This window comes from Dyadobacter sp. HNCC25DJ187 (assembly GCF_056895255.1).
Genome location: NZ_JBXHAT010000002.1, coordinates 1,185,706 through 1,209,293, shown reverse-complemented (window position 1 = coordinate 1,209,293; position 23,588 = coordinate 1,185,706). Strand labels below are relative to the sequence as shown.

The following is a 23,588-nucleotide window of genomic DNA, read 5'->3' as shown; positions in this document are numbered from 1 at the left end:
TTCGTGTGCTATTTAGTGCGAGGTTTACGTTATAGAAAAAGGAATAAACCATTGAAAGATGAAAATTATACTGAATATTCTTTTTGTATTTATGCTTCTGCTGGCTTTCGTCCCAGTTTTTAGAAGATTTATATTTCACCTATTGGTAGGTCGTAAACTGGTAAAGGAGCAGGAGAGACAATATAAGGCACAGCAACAACGTGCGAAACAAACAGGTGTACGTGTCGATAATGTACCACCGGATATTAGCAATTCCCGATTTCAGGGAGGAGAATACGTAGATTACGAAGAAGTAAAGTAGTCCTCATTGGAATATACAGGCCGGGTTTCGACAGATTCCCGGCTTTTGTTTTACGAGATACTTTTGTTGCGGCCGGCAAGGTTGATATCCACTTCCATGTGATACAAATCGTAACCTGTATCCCAGTAGTCCTTCACAACTTCCTTAATTACAAGCCCAAATTTCTCATAAAAGGAATAGGCTAGTTGGGAAGTCCTGACCGAAAAAATCTTTACTGTTGAGATTTTTCTTATTTCGTTTAACCGATAAAGAGTGAGGGCAGAGCCAATACCTTTTCCCTGCGCAGAAGGATGCACGAAGTCCCACGATAATGCTCCGATGCGACCATCCTGGGAAATATTGAATCCGGCGCAGCCCAGAATAACGCCATCTTCTTCTGCAACAAAGTAATTTTCGGCGTGTTTATCCAGATAGTAAATGAGGTCCTTTTCTTCATTTGGTGAAAAATACTCCGGCGTATTAAGCTGCATAATCTTCATAATGGCTGGCCGGTCACTTTCCTGATGTTTTCTTATTTCCATGGCATTGTGATGTATAGGCTGTAATTGTACTAAATGATTTTCATTTACCTTTCATGAACCGTAGAATTGTATTTTGAATGCTTTATGTATTAAGCCTAAAATGAATTTATACTAAACCTGTAAGAATTAAAAATGAAAAAAACGATAATCAGCCTTCTTTTACTATTTGTTCTGGTATTATTTAAATCGGGAGAAGCCAGATCTATGGCAACGAAGGGAGATTCACTCAGACTATTTTTGATTGGTAACAGCTTTTCACAAAATGCTACCAGATACCTCTCTAAGCTGGCGGAAGAGGGTGGACATTCACTGAAAATAGGACGTGCGGAACTTGGAGGTTGTTCGCTGCAGCGCCATTGGGACATTGCCGAGGCTGCAGAAAAGAACCCGGATGATCCCAAAGGCAAGGCGTACAATGGTAAATCTTTGAGGGAATTACTGTCTGCTGGAAAATGGGATGTAGTTACCATCCAGCAGAACTCGATGAACTCGGGTGATTCTACTACTTATATGCCTTATGCAAAGAGATTGGTTGATCTTGTAAAATCTATACAGCCTGACGCGAAGATTATCATGCAGCAAACATGGGCTTACCGCGTAGATGCTAAAAAATTTACCCAGGTATCCGACAATCAATTTGCCTCTGATGCAAAGGAGATGTGGGGAAAGTCCAGGGTTGCGTATCACAAAATTGCGACGGAATTGGGTATAGGACTTTTTCCCGTAGGCGATGCTTTCTGGCAAGTAAATTCCAATCCCGCAACAGCCTATATAGCTGACTCGAAATTTGATATAGCAAGCGCGATTTATCCTGATCTTCCGGAACAGAAAAATTCCCTTCACGTAGGCTACAAATACAACAATAGTAAAAAACTGGATTTTGATGCAAACCATGCCAATGAGGCGGGATGTTATCTCGGAGGACTGGTGTGGTATTCAGTGCTCTTTAACGAAAATCCGGAAAAACTGAAATTTCGGCCTGAGCAAGTTTCGGGAGAATTTGCAAAAGCTTTAAAAAGGACTGCATATGAGGTTGTGAGGCACAAGTAGTGATTATGCTAATATAGAAAAAAGGGATTGACCGGTGGCTAATCCCTTTTCATTTTGTGTATGAATAGTCTTTTATGATGTATCTACAATCGGCCTAGTTATTTCTGGCTTTCTTTTTCTTCTGACCGTCAACCACTGCTCCGGTACCTGCGCCAACGCCAGCTCCAATTAAACTTCCAATCAGAGCACCTTCTGCGCGGTTCTTATTAACAATTGCTCCCGTGACAGCTCCCGTACCCGCACCTACCACAGCTCCTTTAGCTGTATGGTTCCATTTTTTCTTCCCCGGTGCGGTAGACCTTGCCTGAGCCGTGTTGTTATTTGCCACAACCTGCTTGTTGTTTTCCTCACGTTGTGCTTCCAATTCTCGCTCGCGTTCTGCCATTACATTGTTCATAGAGTCAACTATGGCCTGTTTTGCGATCACAGTCTGCATAGAATCAATGGTTGCCTGCTTTGATTTCAAAGCTGCTTCCTGCTTTTTAGACTCACTGTTACAGCTGGTTAGGAGGATTGCTGCAACTCCTACTGAAAATAGCGATTTCATGGTTTTCATAATGTTGTTTGAAATATCTATCTCCAAAAGTATGCCATTATTTCTCCTTTGCAGATCTCATTGCTTTAACTGTCCGAATTGTCTTGTCATTTTTAAGTTTTTCGTAGTTTTCGGTTTCTAAGCCGTACATGGCCACTTTGCCCTCACTATCGTGGTGAATACCCCAACCATATTTTTTGGGTAGAGGCGATGCCCTCAAACAGGCTTGCCCTTTACTGAAGAACTCCTTTCGCGCTTCTTCCAATTCGCTTTCGCTCAGATCTTTTTTCTCTGCAAAGATTTTAAAAAGAATATCGTCTGAGGTGAACTGATAGGGATGGCGGCTAATAAGCTCAAACTGCATATTGGCAATCGTTTTTTTGTCTCCTTTTACAGGCGGCACTTCACTGCCTGAAGCCGTACTGTCCTCAGCCACTTCTATAAAAGTGTTGGCGTAGTTAGTTGTGTGGACTTTCATGATTATCATTTTTGTTTTAGAAATCCTCTGTTTCTATTTCTTTGACTCTACCCACTTCTCCTGTTGTAAGCCTTACTTTGATACCATGGGTGTGTACTGCTGATTTAGTCAGTATATCTTTCACAATTCCGTGAGTAAGTTTTCCTGATCGCTGGTCTTGTTTGAGTACAATGGCAACCGCAAGTCCAGTTGCGATATTTTTTCTTTCCGTTCCTGATAACATATATGTATTGTAGTTTGATAGCTTTATGCCTTTGCAGCTACTATCTTTTGTACGATTTTAATTTCGTCAATGGTAATGGTACTGATTAACTCAAAAAGTCCGTTGATGGTTTTTAGTTCTGACAATGCTTTTCGGGCCGGCGACTGCGCTGAAAGCTCAATACCGATGTCCTTGATTTCTTTTTTTCGTTTATTAAGTAACTCAATCAGCTTTTGATTTTGAGGGAGTGACTCCCGGGTAATATCCAGATTACCATGAATAGTTCCATTTAACATGTCAGTAGCCGCCTGAAATTGACGATCGATTTGCCGGATCATCAATTCGAATTCCATCGTGTAGTCAGTTTGGGCATTATTCTGAGCATAGGTGGACAAGGACGCAATGTAGGAGGTAAGCATATGACTTGTAGCTACAAACTGATGGTACTCTTCCATTTTGAGCTGACGACGCTTAGGTTCAGACAGCATTTTTTGAAAGTTGTCTGACAAATTCGCAAGGGCTATGATGGCATCTTTTCTGTGTACTTTCATTTCATTCACATCCAACGGTCTGCCAGCAAACTTAGCAGCCACAATGTCAAAATATTTTCTGTTCGAATTTAATGCTTCTCTGATATATTGATTAATCTGTGAATGCTCCCAGACAGGTAGGACATAAGAGGAAACAAAATAAGCGATGACAGATCCTATGACTGTATCTATGACCCGATCTTGCAGTACTGCCGTGATATGAGCAGGATTAAGAATATTGAACCAGAGTAGAACATATAAGGTAATGCTGATTGAAGCAACAAAGTAATTGATTTTAATGAAGGTATATGCCAATACCATGGCTACCATCATCAAAACGAAAAGAGCTGTTCCGTCTTGAATAAAATAAAGAATCAGAAAACCGGATATAGCTCCCACCATTGTGCCTGCAATACGATAAAGGTTACGCTGCTTTGTTATACTGAATGCAGGCTTCATGATGGTGACCACCGTAAGCAGGATCCAGTATCCATGCCCGAAATCAAAGAAGAGTGATGCGGTGTAGCCGATTAATAGTGCCAGTGTTACCCGTAATGCATGTCTGAAATGACTTGATTTAAGCGAAAGGTTGTCAATCAGCGTCTGAGGTTGGTACTCCTGCTTTGGTATGAAATTGTCAACTCCAAAATTAACATGGTATTCCTTACTCAGCGACGCATCATAAGTGGTTGCTCTATGCAGTTTTTTGATACGCTCAGTGATATCCTGCAAGCTATTCAGTATCTGCCGGAGCATGATATAATCTTCCATGTTCTCATGTGTCATGCGGTCCCGTCGGGTCCGTTCGAAAGCCGACTGACATTTATTATATGCTTCGTCGAGGTCATGTCTGGAATGGGAAGGGAAACCGCTTTGAATTGCCAATCCGATTTGCTGAATGTCTCCGGCAAGCCAATTGATATAAGTTCCGAAAAGGCGAAGCACTTTGGTATCATCAAAGGCTCTGTGCAGATTGGCATAGTTCTGCTGAGAGTTTAGAATTCTTTCAAAGAGATCAATACTATCAAGAAACATCAGCATAAGAATTCTGCTTTTGTTGGTTGATTCGGTAACCAATTCACGGGTCTTGAAAATGATTTCCCGTAGCATTTCGTGATTTTCCCGCAGAATCACCTGTTGGTGTATCATTTGCGTAAACAGGTCATCATATTTCGGATTGGCGAAATAATATCCGGCTTTAATAGAAAGCAGTTTTCCAAGCTCAACAAAATTTTCACCCAATAACTGCTGAAGCAAGAGATAAGGACGCAGAGTCTGAATGATGAGGAACAGTATCAAATACCAAATGCCACCGGCTGAAAAGATCAATGCATTGCGCAGTACAGCATCTCCGCTGAGGTGGTCGTCGATATTAAATACAAACACCAGCATGGCGATAAGCCCTATACTATTTGCCCTGTTACCATATACGCCGATGAGTGAGAATAAAATGCCGAATACAATAATTTCTGCAAATACAATAAAATGTATGTGTCGGAGGAAGCCGGTGATGCAAGCAACGATAAAACAGGCAAGGATAGCAATCATCAATGCGTTGCGACGCCTGTGAAAAGGGCCGGGGTTGTCGGTAGTTCCAATAAGTAGTGTCCCTAGCGGGAAAGCTATCATTTCAGTTAATATGCCGAAATGATGAAATATAAGACTAGGGATGACAGCTCCGAAGGTCAATCTTACACCTGTGGAGAGGTAATGGCTGGATAAAAACTTTTTAAATTCGTCTAAATAATTCATGCTGGTGCTGAAACAGCTTTCTCAATACCCCCAATATAGATTTTTAACTGACATAAAAGATATACCACGGCTTCAATTCTTATATTCTCCTTTACTTTTTTGCAAGGTGAAAATGTGGCTATAGGTAATTAGCGATAATTTTATCATCTAAATTTATAAAGAAAGAACCATAAACGTTATTGACGGGTTCTTTAAAAGGAGTTTGAGAATATAATTATTTTAAGTTTTGAAAAAACGTTTCAGAAAACACATGCGTATAGCCCGTTATGTTGTCTACAAAGAGACTTTGGTCGACTTCAAAGATCATGTTTGGACTTTCATTGGTTCTTTTCTCGGTATAGGCTTAATTGGTCTTCTTAACCGAGAAAATTTTAGTGATACTGACACCGTCTTTCTGATTGGCTCTTTCGGAGCGTCTTCGGTTCTAATCTATGGGATTGTAAACAGCCCTCTGGCTCAACCCAGGAACCTGATTGGAGGACATGTGATTTGTGCTATCGTAGGTGTTACTGTACATTACATCATTCCCAATGAAGTATGGCTTTCATCGGCTTTTGCAGTTTCACTCTCCATTGTTTTTATGCAAATCACAAAGACATTGCATCCTCCCGGCGGTGCTACAGCTCTTATAGCCAATATAGGATCTGAGAAAATTACAAGTCTTGGTTACCTGTATGTCTTAAGTCCGGTACTAAGTGGCGTATTGATATTACTGCTGGTAGCGGTAATGGTGAATAAGTGGGCTGCCCATCGCAATTATCCCGCTAATAAAAATTGGTATAAGCTCTGGGCAAGAAGATACCGTTAGTAAAGAAAGAAGATTATGACAAATCGAATTTACAGAAGGAAGAAGGCAGAAAGAGTAGGAGCTGTGTTGCTGGCTGCAGCACTAACAGGTATTTTGTCCGCACTTATTGCTGACACTTTGAAAGTAATGACAGAACATTACCAGGAGATGTTTTTTCACCAGATGCATTTGAACAGATATCTCATATTTCTTCTACCTTTGGTCGGTCTTGCTACTATCCACCTTCTCCGCAAATACCTGTTCAAGAATAAAGCAAATAAAGGGATTAAAGAAGTATTGGACACGATCAACAAAAATGATTTTACGTTACCATCCTATAAAATACCATCGCACTATTTCAATGGATTTCTCACTGTCATTTTTGGGGGTTCCACAGGTATTGAGGTATCTACTGTTGTGGCCACAGCTTCCGTGGGAGCTCTGTCGAGCAGAAAAGTAAATTTCTTGCGTAAGTACAGGACAGATTTGGTGTGTGCGGGCTTGGCTGCTGGGGTAACTGCACTATTTAATGCACCCATTGCAGGGTTTTTGTTTGCATTTGAGGTTTTTACGCAACGCAAGAGTAAGCTGCATTCGGCAAGTGTGATCACTGCGGTGCTCGCTTCTTATTTGTTGACAAGATTCTTTTTCTTTAATCAGATCTTTAATTTTCAGGTGAGTGGCTGGCAGCAGCATGCTTTCCCATACTTCATACTGCTTGGTATTCTTGCTGGCTTTTATTCTGTCTATTTAACCAGAAGTGTGCTATTTTTTAAAAATTATTTTGCTGCATTGCCTAAAACTTACGTTAAAATAGGGCTGGGGGCACTTATTATTTCATCTACCATTTTCTTCTTTCCCAGTTTGTATGGGGAGGGTTACGCAGGCATCAGAGATCTCACCAAACTGACAACCCAATCCGCGATGCTGGTGATGGCGTCTTTACTGATGATATTGGCACTAAAGCCTATTATTACCTCAGTAACTTTAGGTGCAGGCGGTGACGGGGGAGTTTTTGCCCCAAGTTTATTTATGGGTGCATTTCTGGGATTGATTATGGCAACTTTACTCAATCACTTTTTTCACTTGAATGTGATCCCTGTGAACTTTATGCTGATTGGCATGGCAGCTGTTTTAAGCGGGAGTATACATGCACCACTTACCGCAATTTTCCTGGTTTGTGCTATAGCGGATAACTACCTGTTATTCATTCCAATCGTGATCGCCTGTCTGGTGGCCAAAGTGGTCGCTCATTCTGTATTTCCGTATACCGTTTATACATATAAAGCAGTAAGTAAATAGCGATAATTTTGCGCCTTTATGTGGGGAGAGCAGGGTTGTTTCGTGTAGTAGCTTGCTGGATGAATGGCACTGGATATGAGATAGAATGTGTTGTTTTTACATGGTTATGAGCTGCACGTTTGGACGAAGAGGATAACTTTTCAAGCTATACAGGATGATAAATGGTTTAATTCAATAAATTAGATGCCTTGAAACATTCAGCCGTAGATTAAGAATAACTATCTAATATTCTGATAAATAGTAAATTAATGAAGTGAGATTAATGTCAGTCAGGTTTTTATCCTCATGGGCATTTCTGGTTGTGGGATACTTACATTATAACTGATACATGTGTTGGTATAGAATTTTTACTATTAAAATTTTCCCAAATTGGTAAATTAAATCCACAAACTCTATCTAACGATTATTGACACCGCACATGGTTACAGGCCCGAATCTGCGTGCATGTCAAAGCAATGAATTATGAAAGAAAAGCTAGCCTGGGTAGTATCATTATTGATTGTTCTGCTTTACGTCTCTTACAATTATTTCTTTTCTGTAAATTTTCCTTTTCAGGATGATTTTCTCCTTATTCAATTCATACAAACCATCACCGAGGGAAATCTGGGTGCGTTAGACCTTGTCCGGGAGCTTTTCAGAACTTTTAATGATCACAAGGCAGTCATTCCCAGATTTATTGCATTAGTTGAATATGCTATCACAGGTACGCTCAACTTCCGGTTTTATCTGTTTCTGGTTACCGTCAATATTACCTATATTTTTTACTTTTTATATCTTCAGTTCCGAAAAACACAGTTGCAGGTTTATTATTTCCTGCCCGCTCTGTTTTTGTATTTTCATCCTTTATATCACGACATTTCCGGTTGGGCTTTAAATGGAATGCAGCATACTTTTTTGACGGCATTCACAGTTACGGCTCTTATTCTCGCTGCCCGGAAAACTAATTTATCTCTTTCACTGGCGATCGTTTGCTGCCTCCTGGCGACATTCACTCACGGTAATGGCATATTGTCCTATCCTGCAATCGTATTCTATTTGTTGTGTATTAAAGATTTTAAGAAAGCGGGAATTGTAGTTCTGGCCATGTTCGCCTCACTAGGTCTATACCTGATCGGTTATGAAAGCGGGCAAGCTATGCGTTTGCCGGATAATGCAGAAATATTTATAACCTCACTGTTCGGCTTTATAGGTTCGCAGGTGTCACTATGGGGCCAGGTGGAGCTTTGGTCCACACTCTTCGGAATAGTCATCTGTATTTCCGGTTTTTTACTTCTTGCCAGAATAGTAAAATATTATAAAAGCGATGTTTTACCTCTGAAACCCGGTACATTGGAATTGCTTTCGCTGCTGGTATTTATTTTCATAACAAGTTTAGTCATTGCCGTTTTTCGGTCATGGGCAGGTACTACCATCACAAGTCGCTTCCAGCTTTATACCTGTATGTCGACCGTTATCTTCTATATTTTTCTTCTCAACTATCTTCCGGTATTCAGAAAGCGCGCTATGTTGATAAGTATGATTGGCATTTCAGTATTTTACTGGTTTTATTCATTCTACACGTATACAACCATAGTTGCTAAGAAAAAGACTGAATATCAGGCAGATTTATATAACTGGCGCTATACTCGTTCTATGTTTTCTGTCCCGCGGCAACTGTTGAAAAATGCCGACTTTTACATGAGCCCAGCATATAAAAAAGGCATATTTAGTCCGCCAGCTCCTCCTGTCACCCAGCATACGTTAGATTCTTTGATTAAATATAGTCCTGCGGCAGCGGAACGATACGAGGCCTTTCTGGAAGTGATGGAATTGGATGGGAAGCCCGGAGAATATGAGCGTTACTATTATCTATCAGGCAGTAAGCTACCTGCATTCAAACCATTTTTTACGGATCGCTATCTTGTCATATGGGATTCTGTGACAGGGGAAGTTTATCTTAAAAACGGCAATCCTAAGGTTGAGGCCCGGAAGGTGATTCTTACTGAAGGTAAATACTACAAGCCCGGATTTAATGTGTTCTTCAGGCCTGACGATCTTCATCCAGGAACTTACCATCTGGCCGTTCTTGACATTGACTTAAAGGGTGCAATAACATTTCATAAAGTGGATCAGAATCTTCACTTATCTAACAGAATTTATTCTGTTAGATAAGCTCATGGTGCTTCATGTTCATAGTGCTTAAAAGTCGGGAGTATATAATTCTGATAGGTAAATGCTTCATTTTCAGGTTTTATTGTATATTCAGGGATAATCACTTTTTTTCCTGTGATAATGTATTTCACTTCCCCTGTTTCGTATACACAAACACTAGGTTAAACGACAAAAAAAGCGTAACTTTGCACGTTATAAAATGGCTTAAATACTCATTTATTCTCGGGTAAAACAAAATATATGTCAAACGAAGCAGTGCTAGAATTGAATTCTTATTCAGCCGAAAACATCCAGGTTCTTGAAGGTTTAGAGGCGGTTCGTAAACGTCCGGCGATGTACATTGGTGACACAGGTTTTAAAGGTGTTCACCATTTGATTTGGGAGGTTGTCGATAACTCCATAGATGAGGCGATGGCCGGGTATTGTGATACCATTGACGTCACTATCGAAAAGAATAATTCTATCACCGTAACGGATAATGGTCGTGGTATCCCTACAGGCATGCACCCTAAGGAGAAACGGTCGGCACTTGAAGTTGTTCTGACTGTACTTCACGCCGGTGGTAAATTCGATAAGGATACATACAAAGTTTCCGGAGGTTTGCACGGGGTAGGGGTTTCTTGTGTAAATGCGTTGTCGGTACACTTGAGAGCGGAAGTTCACCGCGAAGGAAAGGTTTTCGAACAGGAATTCAGTGAAGGCAAGCCTCTGTATCCGGCACGCGTTATTGGCGAGTCTGAAAAAACAGGGACTATCATCCATTTCCTTCCTGATGCCACTATTTTTACGGTAACAGAGTATAAATACGAAACTGTTTCGACAAGATTACGTGAGTTGTCATACCTGAATAAAGGTATTAAGCTTACTCTTATTGACAAGCGTGAAGAAGATGAAGAAGGAAAATTCCGCAGCGAAGAATTTCATTCTGAAATAGGTTTGAACGAGTTCGTTCAATATCTGGAAGGAACTCGTCAGGCACTGATCCCTGAACCTATATACATGGAAAATACCAAAGGATCAGTTCCTGTGGAAATTGCCATGATGTATAATACTTCCTACGCCGAAAATGTGTTTTCTTATGTGAATAACATCAACACAGTAGAAGGGGGTACCCACGTCCAGGGATTCAGAGCTGCATTGACCCGTACACTTAAAAACTACGCAGAGAAATCAGGTATTCTCGCTAAAGAGAAAATTGAGATCAGCGGAGACGATTTTCGCGAAGGGCTTACAGCGGTTATTTCCGTAAAAGTGGCTGAGCCTCAGTTTGAAGGCCAAACCAAGACGAAGTTGGGTAACTCTGAGGTAGTGAGCGTTGTGAGCCAGGTCGTGGCGGAAATGCTGGATACTTATCTTGCGGAACACCCAAAAGAAGCGAGGGTAATTATCGATAAGGTAATTCTGGCTGCAAAAGCGCGTATTGCTGCTAAGAAAGCGCGTGAGATGGTACAACGGAAGAATGTGATGACAGGAACAGGCTTGCCTGGTAAACTATCTGACTGTTCGGAAACGGATCCGGCTATTTGTGAATTATACCTTGTCGAAGGGGACTCTGCCGGCGGTACTGCCAAGCAAGGTCGTAACCGTGCATTCCAGGCAATTTTGCCATTGAGAGGTAAGATCCTGAATGTAGAGAAAGCACAGGAGTACAAGATATACGAGAACGAAGAAATTAAAAATATGTTCACCGCAATGGGTGTGCAAATTGGTAAGGATGGAGATGACAGAGCTTTAAATATTGATAAGCTTCGTTATCATAAAATCGTTATCATGACGGATGCGGATATTGATGGTAGCCACATCAGAACCCTCATTCTGACTTTCTTCTTCCGTTATATGAAAGTTCTGATTGATCACGGTTACATATATATTGCGCAACCACCATTGTATCTTGTTAAAAAAGGTAAAGAAGAACGCTATTGCTGGACTGAAGCAGATCGTGAGGTTGCTGTAAGAGAATTAGGAGCAGGCAGAGAAGACCTGGTTGGTATTCAGCGTTACAAAGGTCTTGGAGAAATGAATGCCGAGCAGCTTTGGGATACAACTATGAATCCTGATCATAGAAGTCTGAAACAGGTTTCTATAGAATCTGCCGCTGAGGCAGATCACCTGTTCTCTATGCTAATGGGCGACGAGGTTGGTCCAAGAAGAGAATTTATTGAAAAAAATGCAAAGTATGCACGTGTTGACGTGTAGCGATTAGCTCCGGCACAAGATTTGAACGGATGACTGATCAAACAGTCATCCGTTTTTTTATGAAATTTAACAAAAACTTCATATCAACAAAAAGAATAGGTTTGTACTTTCGTTGAATTCGTATATTCATACGCTATCGTTGATTTTAAATAGAATTATATATGCCCGGCCCATCAGATCCTATATACAGTAATGAGAAGAGAGGTAGACTTAGTAATATCTTTTCTTTTTTCAAGAATCCTAAAGAGCCTGTTGCTATGGAAGATACGAAACTTACCAGTTCTGTAGAAAAGGCCAATACCCTTGTTCAGCAAAGCGATTTTATAAGCAGAGATCTGAGTTGGTTGAAATTTAACGATCGCGTATTGGATCAGGCGTCTGATGAAGAAAGAAATTTATTTGACCGACTTAAATTTCTGGCGATTACCTCCTCGAATCTGGATGAATTTTTCAGTATAAGAATTGGCAGTTTATACAACTATCTTGATTTTGGCAAGGAGCGGCTTGACTATTCAGGACTTCGGGAAATTCCATTTCGTAAGTTGATGATGAGGGAGTTACATCACTATGTTCGTCGCCAGAATGAATGTTACACCAACCATCTTGTACCGCTGTTCTCCCGCCACGGCTTCAGAATCATCAAACTGGATGAAGTAACAGATGGCGAAAAAAATGATGTCGAGGAATATTTCGAGCGGACGGTTTATCCCATGCTGACGCCGATGCTTTTTGACTATACCCATGCATTTCCCGTCTTGCTGGCCAAGGTGCTGATTCTGGGTGTTATTACTCAGGTAAAAGGAACGGATTCCGAGGAAGACCGGAAACTGTCATTTGTGCAATTACCTTTAAACCTGCCACGTTTTTACGTAATCGAAAGAGAAGAGGAAGTATTGTTTTTGCCAATTGAAGCGATCGTGAGGGCATACATACATAAGCTGTATCGCAACGTAGATATTGTGTCCACAAACCTTTTCAGAATTATCCGTAATGGCGATTTCTCATTGGAAGAAAGTGACGATGTTGAATCCGACTTTATCGATGAGATCAAGCAAAAGATCAAGAACCGTCGTTTAGGAAGGGTGGTTCAGGTTTCTGTAGAGGCTGATATCAATCCTGATTTGTTAAATCTGATCAAGAAGAGATGGGAAATTGATGATCACAATGTATTTCCTATAGAAGGGCTGATTGACTATACCTCTTTGTGGGGAATCATCAAACATCCCGAATTCAAGGACCAGATTCCAAGTGTACATCCATCTGTTCCACCCTTGGGTCTGGAAAGAGAACGGATTCCCGATATTTTCGAAGTGATGAAGGAGCGGGATATTTTGCTTCATCATCCGTATAACAACTTTGAACCCGTACTTCAGTTATTAGAACAGGCTGCAGAAGATCCGAAGGTACTTTCTATTAAATTGACCATTTACAGGCTTGCCAAGAATTCACGAGTGACGGAAGCTTTGTTACATGCGGCTGAAAATGGAAAGCACGTGGCGGTTCTTTTTGAGGTGAAGGCACGCTTTGATGAAGAAAATAATATTAAAGAAGCCCAACGCTTACAAAAAGCAGGGTGTTTTGTGATTTATGGTATTGGCTTGCTTAAGACGCATACCAAGCTACTCCTGATCGTAAGAAATGAAGGAAACCGCGTACTTCGTTATGCACATCTTTCAAGTGGAAATTACAATGAGGATACATCGAGATTATATACAGATACCGGTTTACTTACATCGAATGAAGAGTACACCCATGATATCTCAGAATTCTTCAATGTAATAACCGGGCACTCTATGCCCACAGAGTATCAAAATCTGATTACTGCACCGCGTTATATGCGTTCGACGCTTATCGAACTGATACAACAGGAAGCGGTGAATGCAAAAGCAGGTTTACCTAGTGGTATCTGCATTAAAATAAATTCTTTGGAAGATAGAGATATCATTCTGGAGTTATATCAGGCATCACAGGCGGGTGTACCCATCCAGCTGATTGTACGCGGTATTTGCTGTCTGCGTCCGGGACGTAAAGGACTGAGTGAGAATATTACTGTACGTTCACTCGTTGGTGATTTTCTGGAACACTCCCGAATATTTTATTTTCATCAAAAAGGTGATCCAGTCGTGTATGGCGGCAGTGCAGATGCGATGGTACGTAGCTTTGACAAGCGTATCGAGTCACTCTTCAAGCTGGTTGATACCCGGGTAAGGCAACAGGCTATTCATATTCTGTATTTCAGTTTGCAGGACAATGTAAATGCATATGAAATGCAGGAAGATGGTTCTTATATCAAATGTGAGGTGGAAGAAGGCGATGCCCCACTTAACATTCATAAAGCCTTTTATGATGTAAAATTGGAAGATGTAATGCAAACCAGGCTTTTTGTAAAAGAGGAAACGAAGGAGGAAGAGATAAGTCCGGAAGTGGAAGGCGAAACAGAAGAGGAAACAGCACCGGTTACCGAGTAGTATTACAAATAGGAAACGCCTTTAGTATAGCTATGCTAAAGGCGTTTCCTATTTGTATCATTCTTTATAAAAAACTCTTTTAACACGCTCACCTATTCCGGTAAGAATCTCATAAGGGATGGTACCAATACTTTTTGCCAGGTCAGTGATAGGTCGTTCTTTACCAAATACAATCACCTCATCTCCCTCGTTTACATCCGCTTCGGTAACGTCCACCATGGTCATATCCATGCAAACATTGCCTATAGTCGGACATAGTGTTCCGTTTACCAATACTTTCCCAACACCATTTCCAAGCCCTCTGTCGTAACCATCAGCATATCCGATTGCCAGTGTGGCAATTGCTGAGTTATGGGTAATTTGTCCTTTACGGCTGTAACCTACTGTTTCACCGGCTGCCAGATATTTGATTTGTGAAACAACAGTTTTAAGCGTCCCAACAGTTTGGAGTGCATCTTGCTGGCGACTACTCGCTTCTACACCGTATAAGCCAATACCTAGCCGTACCATATCCAGCTTGTATTCCGGAAAGCGTACTATGCCTGCCGAATTAAGAATGTGTCTGGTGACCGGATAGCCAATAGAAGCTTGAATAAGTGCCGCACCCTTTACAAATCTCTCGTATTGCAATCTTGAAAATTCATTGTGTTCGCCCTCATCTGCTCCTACCAAATGGGAAAAAATGGATGAAACTTTGATTGCAGGATTTAGTTGCAATTGTTCCACCAACCAGTCGTAATCGTTTTCAGTGAAACCAAGCCGATGCATTCCGGTATCCAGTTTCAGGTGTACAGCCGGAGCGTCTGATGGATCATTTCGTTGTTGGGTGTAGGCAATCCATTCGTTCAATATAGTCCTGCTGTAAATCTCAGGCTCTAATTTGTATTGCCATAGAAGATCAAATGTGGGATGTGTGGCGTTCATGACCATAACAGGTAAGGTGATGCCGGATTGCCTTAATGCAACTCCTTCGTCTGTATATGCTACGCCCAGATAATCTACCCGATGATATTGTAATAGTGATGCTACTTCAGAACTGCCGCTTCCATAGGCAAATGCCTTCACCATCACCATTATTTTGGTTTCTGATCCGATTTTTGACTTATAAAAATTCAGATTATGCGTGAGTGCATCCAGATTAATTTCCAGAACAGTTCCATGTACTTTTTGCTGTAATCGATGTACTATCTTTTCAAACGAGAATGGCCGGGCTCCTTTTACCAGGACCAGATTGTCATGCAAACTGGCGTAAGGAAAATCTTTTAGAAAGGAATCTGTGTCGGGATAAAAGTCCTTCTGCCCGATCTGAAATAAATCAGCCTGACTGGTGATCTCAGAACCAATTGCTACGAGACGATCAATGTTTTTTTCTTTGAGTAAGCGGGCTATAATACTATAAAGTTCAGCAGGCGTTTGCCCTGTTTGCAATACGTCCGAAAGTATCACAGTTTTTAGCTTTCGTTGTTCCTGTTGACCTAAAAAGTTCAGCGCCATCGACAGTCCCTGTAGGTCATTATTATACGCATCGTCAATAATGTAACAGTGGTTAATTCCTTCCTTGAGTTCAAGGCGCATTGAAACCGGTCGAAGAACCTCAATCCTTTGCTGAATGACAGTTGCTGGTATACCAAAATCAAGCATGAATACCAGGCAGTGAACCAGATTTTCCAGCGAGGCCTCATCTCTGAAAACGGTCTCAAACCGATGTGAACCTAACGTGCCTTGTATACTAATGAGCGTCGTTGTTCTTTTAAAAGTATAACTCACCTGCACGTCGGCACCGTTGGCAAGACCCCAGCTGATCGTTTTAAGAAAAGGATTAACAGGCCGCAATATCAGGCTGATTTCTTCGTCAATTTCCGTATAATCTTTGCGATAGATCAGCTTTTGAACTTTGGTAAATAGTCGGAGTTTTTCAGTTATTTTCTGTTTTCTGCTCCGGAAACCGTCGTCGTGCGCAGAGCCGATATTGGTAAAAATACCTGTTGATGGCTGGATAATCTGTTGGAGGTACTCCATTTCATGTGCCTGTGAAATACCGGCCTCAAAAATGCCAAGTGTGTTTTCCTGTGTGATATTCCAGACAGAAAGCGGAACGCCGATCTGTGAGTTATAGCTTTTCGGACTTGCAACGACGCGCTGCCCGGGAGCCAGCAACTGTGCAAGCCATTCTTTTACAATTGTTTTTCCATTGCTTCCGACAATACCAATTACTTGTAAGGAAAATTGATTCCTATGCGCAATAACTGTCTTTTGCAGCGCTTTGATACTGGATGCGACTACCCATATTTTAGCGTCATTCCAAGAACCGGTAAGAGTCCGAAGTTCAGGCGTAAATGAGGCTATTTCCAGGACAAATTCCCTGACACCTTTTTGATAGAGTTCCGGTAAAAACACATGTCCATCATGGCGAGGACCTTTAATGGCAAAAAATATACTTTGTGCAGGAAACGAAATCTGGCGGCTGTCGGTCAGCAAGTAAGTTGCACCGGTTGTTACTGCTCCGGCGGTATGTTCAATGATACTCATTCCAATCAATTTATCAGTCACAAAGGTATCAATCCTTGTGGTTTGAGACTGCAAATATTATTAGAGAATTTAAGTGAGCATCAGAAGACGACTTCTTGGCTACCGGAAATAATTTAAAACTGCATTGGGTAACGCTCCTGCAATTTCAATTCCTATTGCCGCTGCTGGCAGTAAAACGTAAGCCCAAATTGGGAATTTCCTATGCTGTCTCACTTCGGCTATCGTCAATACAGCAGGAATAAGTTTGTCTTTTTGTTGATATATAATCCATGCGGTTAGTATAAGATAAAAAGAAAGACGGAATGTAAATGCAACGGCCATATTACCCATGAAAGTGAGGTCCCAAACCAGAATATTCAACCAGATAGGGATAGACAGGAAAGCTCCGAAAATGACGGTTCTGTTAAATGTCAGTAGCAACGCACAAAAAATCTGAGAAGCACCAATAAATGCCTTGAATGGTTGATGATCTGCCAGATACCAGGAAAGCCGGAACAGATCGACGTCTTTTAAGGCCATATTCATCGTTTTATCATCCACTCCAAACTGGTCGTCAGTCAGCTTTGCCCAACCGTACCGGTACAACGTCCAGGCCAAAAGTACACGCGCACTCAGTAGTATATAGCTTTTGTATGGAAATTGCGACATAGCTGGGACAGAACTGGGAGATAGGAGAACTTATAATATTGAATGGCTAATAAATGCAAATTATAATGTTGTCATTTTTCTGAGCGCACTTCCAGGTAAAGCAATCTGTGCAGTACTATCTGCTTTTACGCGAAGAGATTGAAAAACGTCTTTTGTTGTGCTCATGGAGCTTGAATCTTTCAAGGTGATGACTGAATGTATAAAATGATTCTTCCCTTCAATTTCCAGATGTGCTCCTGAGTATAAATTTGTGGACAGACTTTTAAAATTGTTGTCTTGAAGAACAATGCCAAATCCCTTTTGCTGTATCGATAATGAATCTGCAGTCCATCCTTTTATTCTGGCTATTATTCCATGGGATGTCACGCTGGATAGTCTTGGTGTTATTATTAAAACGTTTGGGGTCATAGATAGTAAGTTCGGACTATATGGAAGTTTATGAGAATCTTCATGTTTATAGCTTACTATCAAAGTGTCGTTACTAATTTTCCAGGTTACCCGCGGTTCTCCTTCAGACGTACTACCAGTAATGACTTTAATCTGCGGTTGATCTCCCGGCTCAATTTGCGTCGCTCCAAAATAGTTACCTGAAAGTCTGACGTACCTGAAACTCTTTAAGCTTGTTTTTTTGAAGCCGGAAAAAGGGTCTTTTCTGTCAATTTTGTTAAACTGTGATTTGAGCGAAAGTCCTGAACCGATCATAGCCAGAAATGAAAATGCGATCAGGCAAAGGATAAGTATATTACTCTTCTTCATCGGGTTGTCGGTTATAATGTTTTTGGATATACCTCTGTTACAAATGCCTCGTACCGGCTCTGCAATTCTTCCATACTGATATTCAGCAGATACATTGTTTTGAAAAATTCGGGCAGTTCGTTTTCAATAAACCTTTCTTTGCGGTAAGCCAGGATCAGCTCGGTCGCATTTTCTGATGCAGAGTATCCAATGCCTCTCTTGTTGAAAATGATATCCTTGCCCTGGAGGAAATCGTAAGTTCTCATCACTGTATTGGGATTCACCTCCATAGTAGAAGCCAGATCCCTCACTGATGGGATACGTTCACCGGGCGGCCATTTTACCAATAATATCTGTTCACAGATGTAATCGGCGATTTGAAGGTATATGGATTGTTTGTCTTTGAATTCCATGAAAATTTAAGTTATATCTCCTTTTCTTTCAGGCGCACATAGCAGATGTACCATGTGCTTAAAAGGAAGAACGGCGGAAACAGGTAAACCAGCGATTTGACTGATTCTGTATAATCCAGATTATAATACTGATTCAATTTATAGTAATAGATTTGCCAGCTTCCAAAAGGGAAAGCTACAACCCTGGAAGGATCTGAGGTATACTGATAGATGAGCATGAGGTTAACAAGGGCAAAAAACACGATCAATACAAATACAATTCCTGCAGTTTTGACATATGCCAGTTTTTTGAAATAAATGGACCCCAAAATAGTTGCTCCCTGAATGATTATATGCAGATAAATAAAGTATCTCATAATACCAATCGGTAGTGGAGCGTAATTACGAGCATTTACAGGAAGTTTGCTATTGGCAAATTCAACCGACCAATAATGAAATTTCACAAAGAAAATGGTAACCGGAATAATGAACAGCAAATTGATTAAAAGAGAAATCAGAAATTTCTCGAATTGTGAGGCCGGTATCATAATGGCTGCTATTCCTGTGTCAGCTGGGCCATACTGGCTGTAAGCATAAGAAGTGTAGAGGCTGCCGCCAAACATGACAACCATAAATAGTGCCAAAGCGTGAAGTATCAGCAGAAGTTCACTATAGCCATCGTATAAGATGATTGGCAGCAACATCGCAAGCAGAAGCGCGACTAACATCCCACCCATTAGCAAGTAATTTTTCCCTTTCTCCGCTAAGTCAAGCCTTAGTAATAGCCGGAAACGATGAAGATTAAATGTTTGGTTCATTTCAGTAGGGTTATAATAAATGTTTCTGGAATCATGTCTGGTATGTTGTTGCGGATCAGTAAGGTGATCAGTATAAGCACGAGAATCAGGATTGTTTTCATGACTGAAAAATTTGTTTGATTCGGGAAGGATTTTCTATCACCGCATTAAAAAGTTGCTCAAGGTCTACACGGCTTTCCTCGCGATCTAGATTTTCGGACACTGCTTTGTATCCGCGAAGTGATGGTTCGGAGTATAAAACCTTTGTATCAAATTCTACACTGGATAAGGTGCCAAAATGCAATCTCTCCGAAACGATTTCCAGGCTATGCTGAATTAGAATTTCACTGTCTTCAAGAATAATAATACCGTCGATGAGATTGTCGAGATCTCTTACCTGGTGTGTTGAAATCAATATCAGTCGGTCGGGCTCTAAAGCCGAAGACACAATCTTACGGAACTGACTTTTTGATGGAATATCGAGGCCATTTGTCGGCTCATCCATTAGTAAAACCCTTGTATTGGTGGCCAGCGCAAATGCGGTAAGTACCTTTTTCTTTTGTCCGTACGACATTCCTGTCAATTTATTCTCTTCAGGAATGTCGAATTCTGCTATGTAGTTACGAAACTGCCCTTCGTCGAATTTCGGATAAAATGGTGCCAGTGTTTTTAGGTAGTCAGTAATGGTGATTGATGGTAAGTATATTTCCTCAGGAATAAAGAATAGGTCCTGTAAAAAAGCAGGTTGCCGTTTCCGTGGTTCGTAACCATTGACATTTACCTTGCCGGTTACCGGAAATAGTAAACCTGCCATATTTCGCAAAAGGCTGGATTTGCCAGCACCATTTTTACCAAGTAATCCGTAAATATGACCCGGTCGCAATTCTAGTGATAAATCTTCAAACAGATTTTTATGCTTGCTGTATCCAAAAGTAACCTTGTCCAGTCGGATCATATTTTGAATGTTTTAGTGTATTAGTTATATAGTACACTGTAAATGTAGGCGCATGAGATGACATTCCAAAATTTTCATTAACTATTTTTTGAATACTTCACTTTTAATGAATAAGAAGGTTTTTATTAAACCCAACTTCTATGGTCCTGTTATGGATTGGCATGTTAAGCAGGGTTGCTGTGAGATCATAGGAATGCACAGGGCCTTTGGTATCTCGGTCCTTCTTACTTTCACTCTTTGAGTCTCTGGGAACGAAAAATAATTATTATTGACTGGTAAGTTTGCGGTAATCGTCCTGGGTGTCAATGTCAATTCCACCCAAAGTGAACGGAACCGAGGCGACATCTTCAGCAAATTGTTTCATCAGTTTTTTTGCGCCTTCTGTACCTTTCAATCCGAGTAGCACATCAAAATAATGTCTATGAAACAAAACGGGTGTGCCGAGTGTATTGTCATAACAACTGGCAACAATACCTTTTCCGGACGATCTGGTTTTTTGAATAAGCGCTAAAAATAAATCCCGATCTACAAATGGCTGATCACTTACGGCCAGGATTACACCTTGAAGAGCAGAGATGTTTTTGAGTGCTGCTATACCTGTCCGTATTGATGAAGACATTCCTTCCTGCCACTGGTCATTATGGGCTATCAAAGCAAATGAAGGGTCTACTTCAGGAGAAATAAGTTCGTGATTAGCACCTGTAACTACCATAATAGGAGAAAGGGGTGTTTCAAAAGCTGCATCAATTACGTTACGAAGCAAAGTTTTCCCATTGAACTGAAGCAATTGTTTAGGTTCGCCAAGTCGCGATGAGTTACCTGCGGCCAATATGAGCATTCCGAAATGCTGCTCTTCCTCCATAATTTTCAGATCGGATTTTGTATGGCACAGAGAAACCCTTCAGCTACAGAATTAGAGTAATCCAGACTTTGGCCAGATCTATTATGAATCGGTTCGGATTTCTCTCTCAGAGAAGTTCCGGCTCTGTTACTCATTACTGCTTTGATTTCTGCTAATATAGAAAGTGCAATTTCTTCAGAAGTTTCTGCACCTATATCCAGTCCGGTTGGTCCGAAAATTTTGCTTTTTTGATTCTCATTTATGGTAACCCCTTCTTGTTCTAGCTCGGCAAACATCTTGTCAAGCTTCTTTTTAGGTCCGAGTGTTCCTATATAAGGACAGATGTCCAACGCAATCAGCTCTTTCAGAAGTGCAATATCATAATTGTAGTTATGTGTCATCAGCACAAAAAAGGTTTGCTCGTCGGGCGAGATATGTGACAGGACTTCATTGGCTTTGGATACCAATACTTGTGAAGCTTTCGGGAAACGCTGCCGGGTTGCATGCCTGTTCCGGCCATCTACAATAATGATGGTCCAACCCAAGACAGACGCCATTTCCATAAGGGGAATGGTGTCATTGCCAGCACCGGCGATAACGAGGGATGGAGGTGTTTTGAGGTATTCCACAAAGCCTGTGAGATCTCGTCCGTCAATAACAAAACCTTTAAAAAATGAGTCTTGAATCTGTTGTGCGTAGGCAACTTCGGGATGAAAAGTATCTTCACTTACAATGGAAGCTACACTATATTCTGAGGTATTTTCTTTTTCGAGGTACAGGCAGCAGGTTCCAGGTTGATCATCTTTCCTTGCGGTCAGGGAGAACAAAGTGAGTAAAACCGCATTCTGTCTTCTGGCAGAAGCACGTTTCAACAATGCAATAGGATTATTTATCTGTTCCGGATGGATAGGCTCGAACAGAATATGTACTATGCCATTACAGCCTAATTGTACACCTAAAGTATTGTCGTCATCGTCAGTCGTGTCGTAGGTTACAAGTTTGTTCTTTTGTTGAGAAATTGCCAAAAGCGCTTTTCTTAAGGCATCGCCTTCGAGGCAACCACCACTTATAGCGCCGGTAAGCTGGCCATCATCAGTAACGAGCATTCTCGCACCAGGCCTGCGATACGAAGAGCCTTCTACATGAACAACCGTTGCCAAAGCCATACGCTTTTGGTTTACAATTGCAGCCTCATATGCCTGGATGATATCCTTAATTTCTTTCACTATAATGTGCTTTTACAATTTTAGAAATGACTGCTATGGCCGAATCAATATGCTCAGAAGTAGTGAATCTGCCCAGGCTGAACCGGAAAGTGTTATGAATAATTTGTACCGGAAGACCCATTGCCATTAACACATGACTTGGCTGAATAGTTGCCGAGGTACAGGCTGAGCTTTGTGAAAATGCGATCCGGCCAGAGGCCTCCAGCATCATTCTTTCACCATCAACATCTGGAAAAGTAATGTTGGTGCAATGCGGGAGTCGGACGGAAGGCTTACCATTTATAAGAATATTCAGACTACTCAATCCTTCTTCCAGGCGATTACGTAAACCAAGTAGACGTTCGGTTTCTGACATCAGTTCCTTTTCCGCCAGTTCACATGCTTTTCCCAGTCCTACAATTCCCGGAACATTCAGCGTACCGCTTCTCCGGTTTCGCTCATGACCGCCGCCATCAATTTGGGCAGTGAGAAGAGGACCATTTTTTCTGACGTAAAGTACGCCTATGCCCTTAGGTCCATATAGTTTGTGAGCACTCAAAGCGAGCATGTCGATATGATTCTCTTGTACATCTACAGAAATTTTACCGACAGCCTGCGTGGCGTCGGTAAAGAAATGTATGCCATGTCGGGCAGCTATTTTACCAATTTCAGCGATAGGCTGTATCACTCCGGTTTCGTTGTTAGCGTACATCACAGCAATCAGCAGCGTGTCTTCCGTGATTGCCGCTTCAAGCTCCTCCAAACTAATTAAACCGTTTCTGTCTACAGGCAAATAAGTAACACGGCCACCTTTCTTTTCAATGCTCAGACAGGTGTCTAAAACTGCTTTGTGTTCTGTTTGAACCGTAATGATGTGATTACCTTTTTGACTTGAACTTTCAAAAACTCCTTTTAAAGCCAGATTAACTGCTTCGGTAGCACCGGAGGTAAAAATAATTTCTTTTGGAGTAGCACCAAGTATAGCCGCTATGTTTTCTCTCGCATGCTGAACTGCTTCCTCTGCTTCCCACCCGTAAGCGTGGGTTCGGCTTGCAGCGTTACCAAACTTTTCAAGGAAATAGGGTAGCATTTCATCCAGCACACGGGGATCCATGGGTGTGGTGGCGTTGTTGTCAAGATAAACAGGTGAATGGGAATTCATAATCTTGGATAGCCTTGATTTAATATGAAGGCGGTTGTTCAAAATAGTTAA

At 41.2% G+C, this 23,588-nt stretch carries 21 protein-coding genes; 7 read left to right on the top strand and 14 right to left on the bottom strand.

Going from position 1 to position 23,588, the window contains the following annotated elements; translation table 11 throughout:
* The first annotated feature begins 58 nt into the window (after positions 1-58).
* Positions 59-301 (top strand): DUF4834 domain-containing protein, encoded by a 243-nt coding sequence (locus AC1XUE_RS16060; RefSeq protein WP_483357002.1) that lies wholly within the window; start codon positions 59-61, stop codon positions 299-301.
* 50 nt (positions 302-351) lie between these two features.
* Here AC1XUE_RS16060 and AC1XUE_RS16055 read toward each other — a convergent pair whose 3' ends face one another.
* Complete coding sequence (locus AC1XUE_RS16055; RefSeq protein ID WP_483357001.1) at positions 352-822, bottom strand: GNAT family N-acetyltransferase; 471 nt, start codon at positions 820-822, stop codon at positions 352-354.
* Between the two features lie 132 nt (positions 823-954).
* Between AC1XUE_RS16055 and AC1XUE_RS16050 the strand changes: the two genes are divergently transcribed.
* Positions 955-1,872, top strand: coding sequence for a DUF4886 domain-containing protein (locus tag AC1XUE_RS16050; RefSeq protein WP_483357000.1), 918 nt, complete (start codon positions 955-957; stop codon positions 1,870-1,872).
* Positions 1,873-1,966: 94 nt separating this feature from the next.
* Here AC1XUE_RS16050 and AC1XUE_RS16045 read toward each other — a convergent pair whose 3' ends face one another.
* From AC1XUE_RS16045 to AC1XUE_RS16030, 4 genes are read right to left on the bottom strand one after another with little or no spacing between them, the layout of a single operon-like run.
* Complete coding sequence (locus AC1XUE_RS16045; RefSeq protein WP_483356999.1) at positions 1,967-2,428, bottom strand: glycine zipper family protein; 462 nt, start codon at positions 2,426-2,428, stop codon at positions 1,967-1,969.
* A 37-nt stretch (positions 2,429-2,465) separates the two neighbouring features.
* On the bottom strand, positions 2,466-2,885 hold the full coding sequence (locus AC1XUE_RS16040; RefSeq protein ID WP_483356998.1) for a DUF6157 family protein: 420 nt from the start codon (positions 2,883-2,885) through the stop codon (positions 2,466-2,468).
* A gap of 16 nt (positions 2,886-2,901) precedes the next feature.
* Positions 2,902-3,108, bottom strand: a complete 207-nt coding sequence (locus AC1XUE_RS16035) for a YwbE family protein (RefSeq protein WP_483356997.1) — start codon at positions 3,106-3,108, stop codon at positions 2,902-2,904.
* A gap of 23 nt (positions 3,109-3,131) precedes the next feature.
* Complete coding sequence (locus AC1XUE_RS16030; RefSeq protein WP_483356996.1) at positions 3,132-5,369, bottom strand: FUSC family protein; 2,238 nt, start codon at positions 5,367-5,369, stop codon at positions 3,132-3,134.
* Positions 5,370-5,595: 226 nt separating this feature from the next.
* Between AC1XUE_RS16030 and AC1XUE_RS16025 the strand changes: the two genes are divergently transcribed.
* From AC1XUE_RS16025 to ppk1, 5 genes are all read left to right on the top strand, one after another.
* Positions 5,596-6,177, top strand: coding sequence for an HPP family protein (locus tag AC1XUE_RS16025; RefSeq protein WP_483356995.1), 582 nt, complete (start codon positions 5,596-5,598; stop codon positions 6,175-6,177).
* A 15-nt stretch (positions 6,178-6,192) separates the two neighbouring features.
* Positions 6,193-7,458: a chloride channel protein gene (locus AC1XUE_RS16020; RefSeq protein WP_483356994.1), complete on the top strand. Its 1,266-nt coding sequence runs from the start codon at positions 6,193-6,195 to the stop codon at positions 7,456-7,458.
* A gap of 462 nt (positions 7,459-7,920) precedes the next feature.
* The gene (locus AC1XUE_RS16015; RefSeq protein WP_483356993.1) at positions 7,921-9,609 is read left to right on the top strand and encodes a hypothetical protein; all 1,689 of its coding nucleotides are present in this window, start codon (positions 7,921-7,923) and stop codon (positions 9,607-9,609) included.
* 240 nt (positions 9,610-9,849) lie between these two features.
* Positions 9,850-11,805, top strand: a complete 1,956-nt coding sequence (gene gyrB, locus AC1XUE_RS16010) for a DNA topoisomerase (ATP-hydrolyzing) subunit B (RefSeq protein ID WP_483356992.1) — start codon at positions 9,850-9,852, stop codon at positions 11,803-11,805.
* Positions 11,806-11,966: 161 nt separating this feature from the next.
* The gene (gene ppk1, locus AC1XUE_RS16005) at positions 11,967-14,273 is read left to right on the top strand and encodes a polyphosphate kinase 1 (RefSeq protein WP_483356991.1); all 2,307 of its coding nucleotides are present in this window, start codon (positions 11,967-11,969) and stop codon (positions 14,271-14,273) included.
* A 57-nt stretch (positions 14,274-14,330) separates the two neighbouring features.
* On the opposite strand, the gene AC1XUE_RS16000 is transcribed toward ppk1, so the two are convergent.
* The 9 genes from AC1XUE_RS16000 to AC1XUE_RS15960 form a co-directional block, all read right to left on the bottom strand.
* Complete coding sequence (locus AC1XUE_RS16000; protein ID WP_483356990.1) at positions 14,331-16,802, bottom strand: bifunctional UDP-N-acetylmuramoyl-tripeptide:D-alanyl-D-alanine ligase/alanine racemase; 2,472 nt, start codon at positions 16,800-16,802, stop codon at positions 14,331-14,333.
* Between the two features lie 99 nt (positions 16,803-16,901).
* Entirely contained in the window at positions 16,902-17,450 is a 549-nt protein-coding gene (locus AC1XUE_RS15995) for a DoxX family membrane protein (protein ID WP_483356989.1), read from the bottom strand.
* A 60-nt stretch (positions 17,451-17,510) separates the two neighbouring features.
* The gene (locus AC1XUE_RS15990) at positions 17,511-18,206 is read right to left on the bottom strand and encodes a hypothetical protein (protein ID WP_483356988.1); all 696 of its coding nucleotides are present in this window, start codon (positions 18,204-18,206) and stop codon (positions 17,511-17,513) included.
* 11 nt (positions 18,207-18,217) lie between these two features.
* Complete coding sequence (locus tag AC1XUE_RS15985) at positions 18,218-18,598, bottom strand: GntR family transcriptional regulator (protein ID WP_483356987.1); 381 nt, start codon at positions 18,596-18,598, stop codon at positions 18,218-18,220.
* An 11-nt stretch (positions 18,599-18,609) separates the two neighbouring features.
* A complete protein-coding gene (locus AC1XUE_RS15980; protein WP_483356986.1) occupies positions 18,610-19,395 on the bottom strand; it encodes a hypothetical protein in 786 nt (261 codons plus the stop codon).
* A gap of 97 nt (positions 19,396-19,492) precedes the next feature.
* Positions 19,493-20,329 (bottom strand): ABC transporter ATP-binding protein, encoded by an 837-nt coding sequence (locus AC1XUE_RS15975; RefSeq protein WP_483356985.1) that lies wholly within the window; start codon positions 20,327-20,329, stop codon positions 19,493-19,495.
* Positions 20,330-20,594: 265 nt separating this feature from the next.
* Positions 20,595-21,191 (bottom strand): nucleotidyltransferase family protein, encoded by a 597-nt coding sequence (locus AC1XUE_RS15970; protein ID WP_483356984.1) that lies wholly within the window; start codon positions 21,189-21,191, stop codon positions 20,595-20,597.
* 5 nt (positions 21,192-21,196) lie between these two features.
* Positions 21,197-22,396, bottom strand: coding sequence for an XdhC family protein (locus AC1XUE_RS15965; RefSeq protein WP_483356983.1), 1,200 nt, complete (start codon positions 22,394-22,396; stop codon positions 21,197-21,199).
* Positions 22,383-23,537, bottom strand: a complete 1,155-nt coding sequence (locus AC1XUE_RS15960) for a cysteine desulfurase family protein (RefSeq protein WP_483356982.1) — start codon at positions 23,535-23,537, stop codon at positions 22,383-22,385. The genes AC1XUE_RS15965 and AC1XUE_RS15960 overlap by 14 nt, the downstream gene beginning before the upstream one ends.
* Positions 23,538-23,588: the final 51 nt, after the last annotated feature.

Coding starts and splice junctions, on each gene's coding strand:
- AC1XUE_RS15985 (WP_483356987.1), bottom strand. CDS start 18,598: ATGGAATTCAAAGACAAACAATCCATATACCTTCAAATCGCCGATTAC.
- AC1XUE_RS16015 (WP_483356993.1), top strand. CDS start 7,921: ATGAAAGAAAAGCTAGCCTGGGTAGTATCATTATTGATTGTTCTGCTT.
- gyrB (WP_483356992.1), top strand. CDS start 9,850: ATGTCAAACGAAGCAGTGCTAGAATTGAATTCTTATTCAGCCGAAAAC.
- AC1XUE_RS15995 (WP_483356989.1), bottom strand. CDS start 17,450: ATGTCGCAATTTCCATACAAAAGCTATATACTACTGAGTGCGCGTGTA.
- AC1XUE_RS15960 (WP_483356982.1), bottom strand. CDS start 23,537: ATGAATTCCCATTCACCTGTTTATCTTGACAACAACGCCACCACACCC.
- AC1XUE_RS15970 (WP_483356984.1), bottom strand. CDS start 21,191: ATGGAGGAAGAGCAGCATTTCGGAATGCTCATATTGGCCGCAGGTAAC.
- AC1XUE_RS16045 (WP_483356999.1), bottom strand. CDS start 2,428: ATGAAAACCATGAAATCGCTATTTTCAGTAGGAGTTGCAGCAATCCTC.
- AC1XUE_RS16000 (WP_483356990.1), bottom strand. CDS start 16,802: ATGAGTATCATTGAACATACCGCCGGAGCAGTAACAACCGGTGCAACT.
- AC1XUE_RS16060 (WP_483357002.1), top strand. CDS start 59: ATGAAAATTATACTGAATATTCTTTTTGTATTTATGCTTCTGCTGGCT.
- AC1XUE_RS16020 (WP_483356994.1), top strand. CDS start 6,193: ATGACAAATCGAATTTACAGAAGGAAGAAGGCAGAAAGAGTAGGAGCT.
- AC1XUE_RS15980 (WP_483356986.1), bottom strand. CDS start 19,395: ATGAACCAAACATTTAATCTTCATCGTTTCCGGCTATTACTAAGGCTT.
- ppk1 (WP_483356991.1), top strand. CDS start 11,967: ATGCCCGGCCCATCAGATCCTATATACAGTAATGAGAAGAGAGGTAGA.
- AC1XUE_RS16055 (WP_483357001.1), bottom strand. CDS start 822: ATGGAAATAAGAAAACATCAGGAAAGTGACCGGCCAGCCATTATGAAG.
- AC1XUE_RS16030 (WP_483356996.1), bottom strand. CDS start 5,369: ATGAATTATTTAGACGAATTTAAAAAGTTTTTATCCAGCCATTACCTC.
- AC1XUE_RS15975 (WP_483356985.1), bottom strand. CDS start 20,329: ATGATCCGACTGGACAAGGTTACTTTTGGATACAGCAAGCATAAAAAT.
- AC1XUE_RS16035 (WP_483356997.1), bottom strand. CDS start 3,108: ATGTTATCAGGAACGGAAAGAAAAAATATCGCAACTGGACTTGCGGTT.
- AC1XUE_RS15990 (WP_483356988.1), bottom strand. CDS start 18,206: ATGAAGAAGAGTAATATACTTATCCTTTGCCTGATCGCATTTTCATTT.
- AC1XUE_RS16040 (WP_483356998.1), bottom strand. CDS start 2,885: ATGAAAGTCCACACAACTAACTACGCCAACACTTTTATAGAAGTGGCT.
- AC1XUE_RS16050 (WP_483357000.1), top strand. CDS start 955: ATGAAAAAAACGATAATCAGCCTTCTTTTACTATTTGTTCTGGTATTA.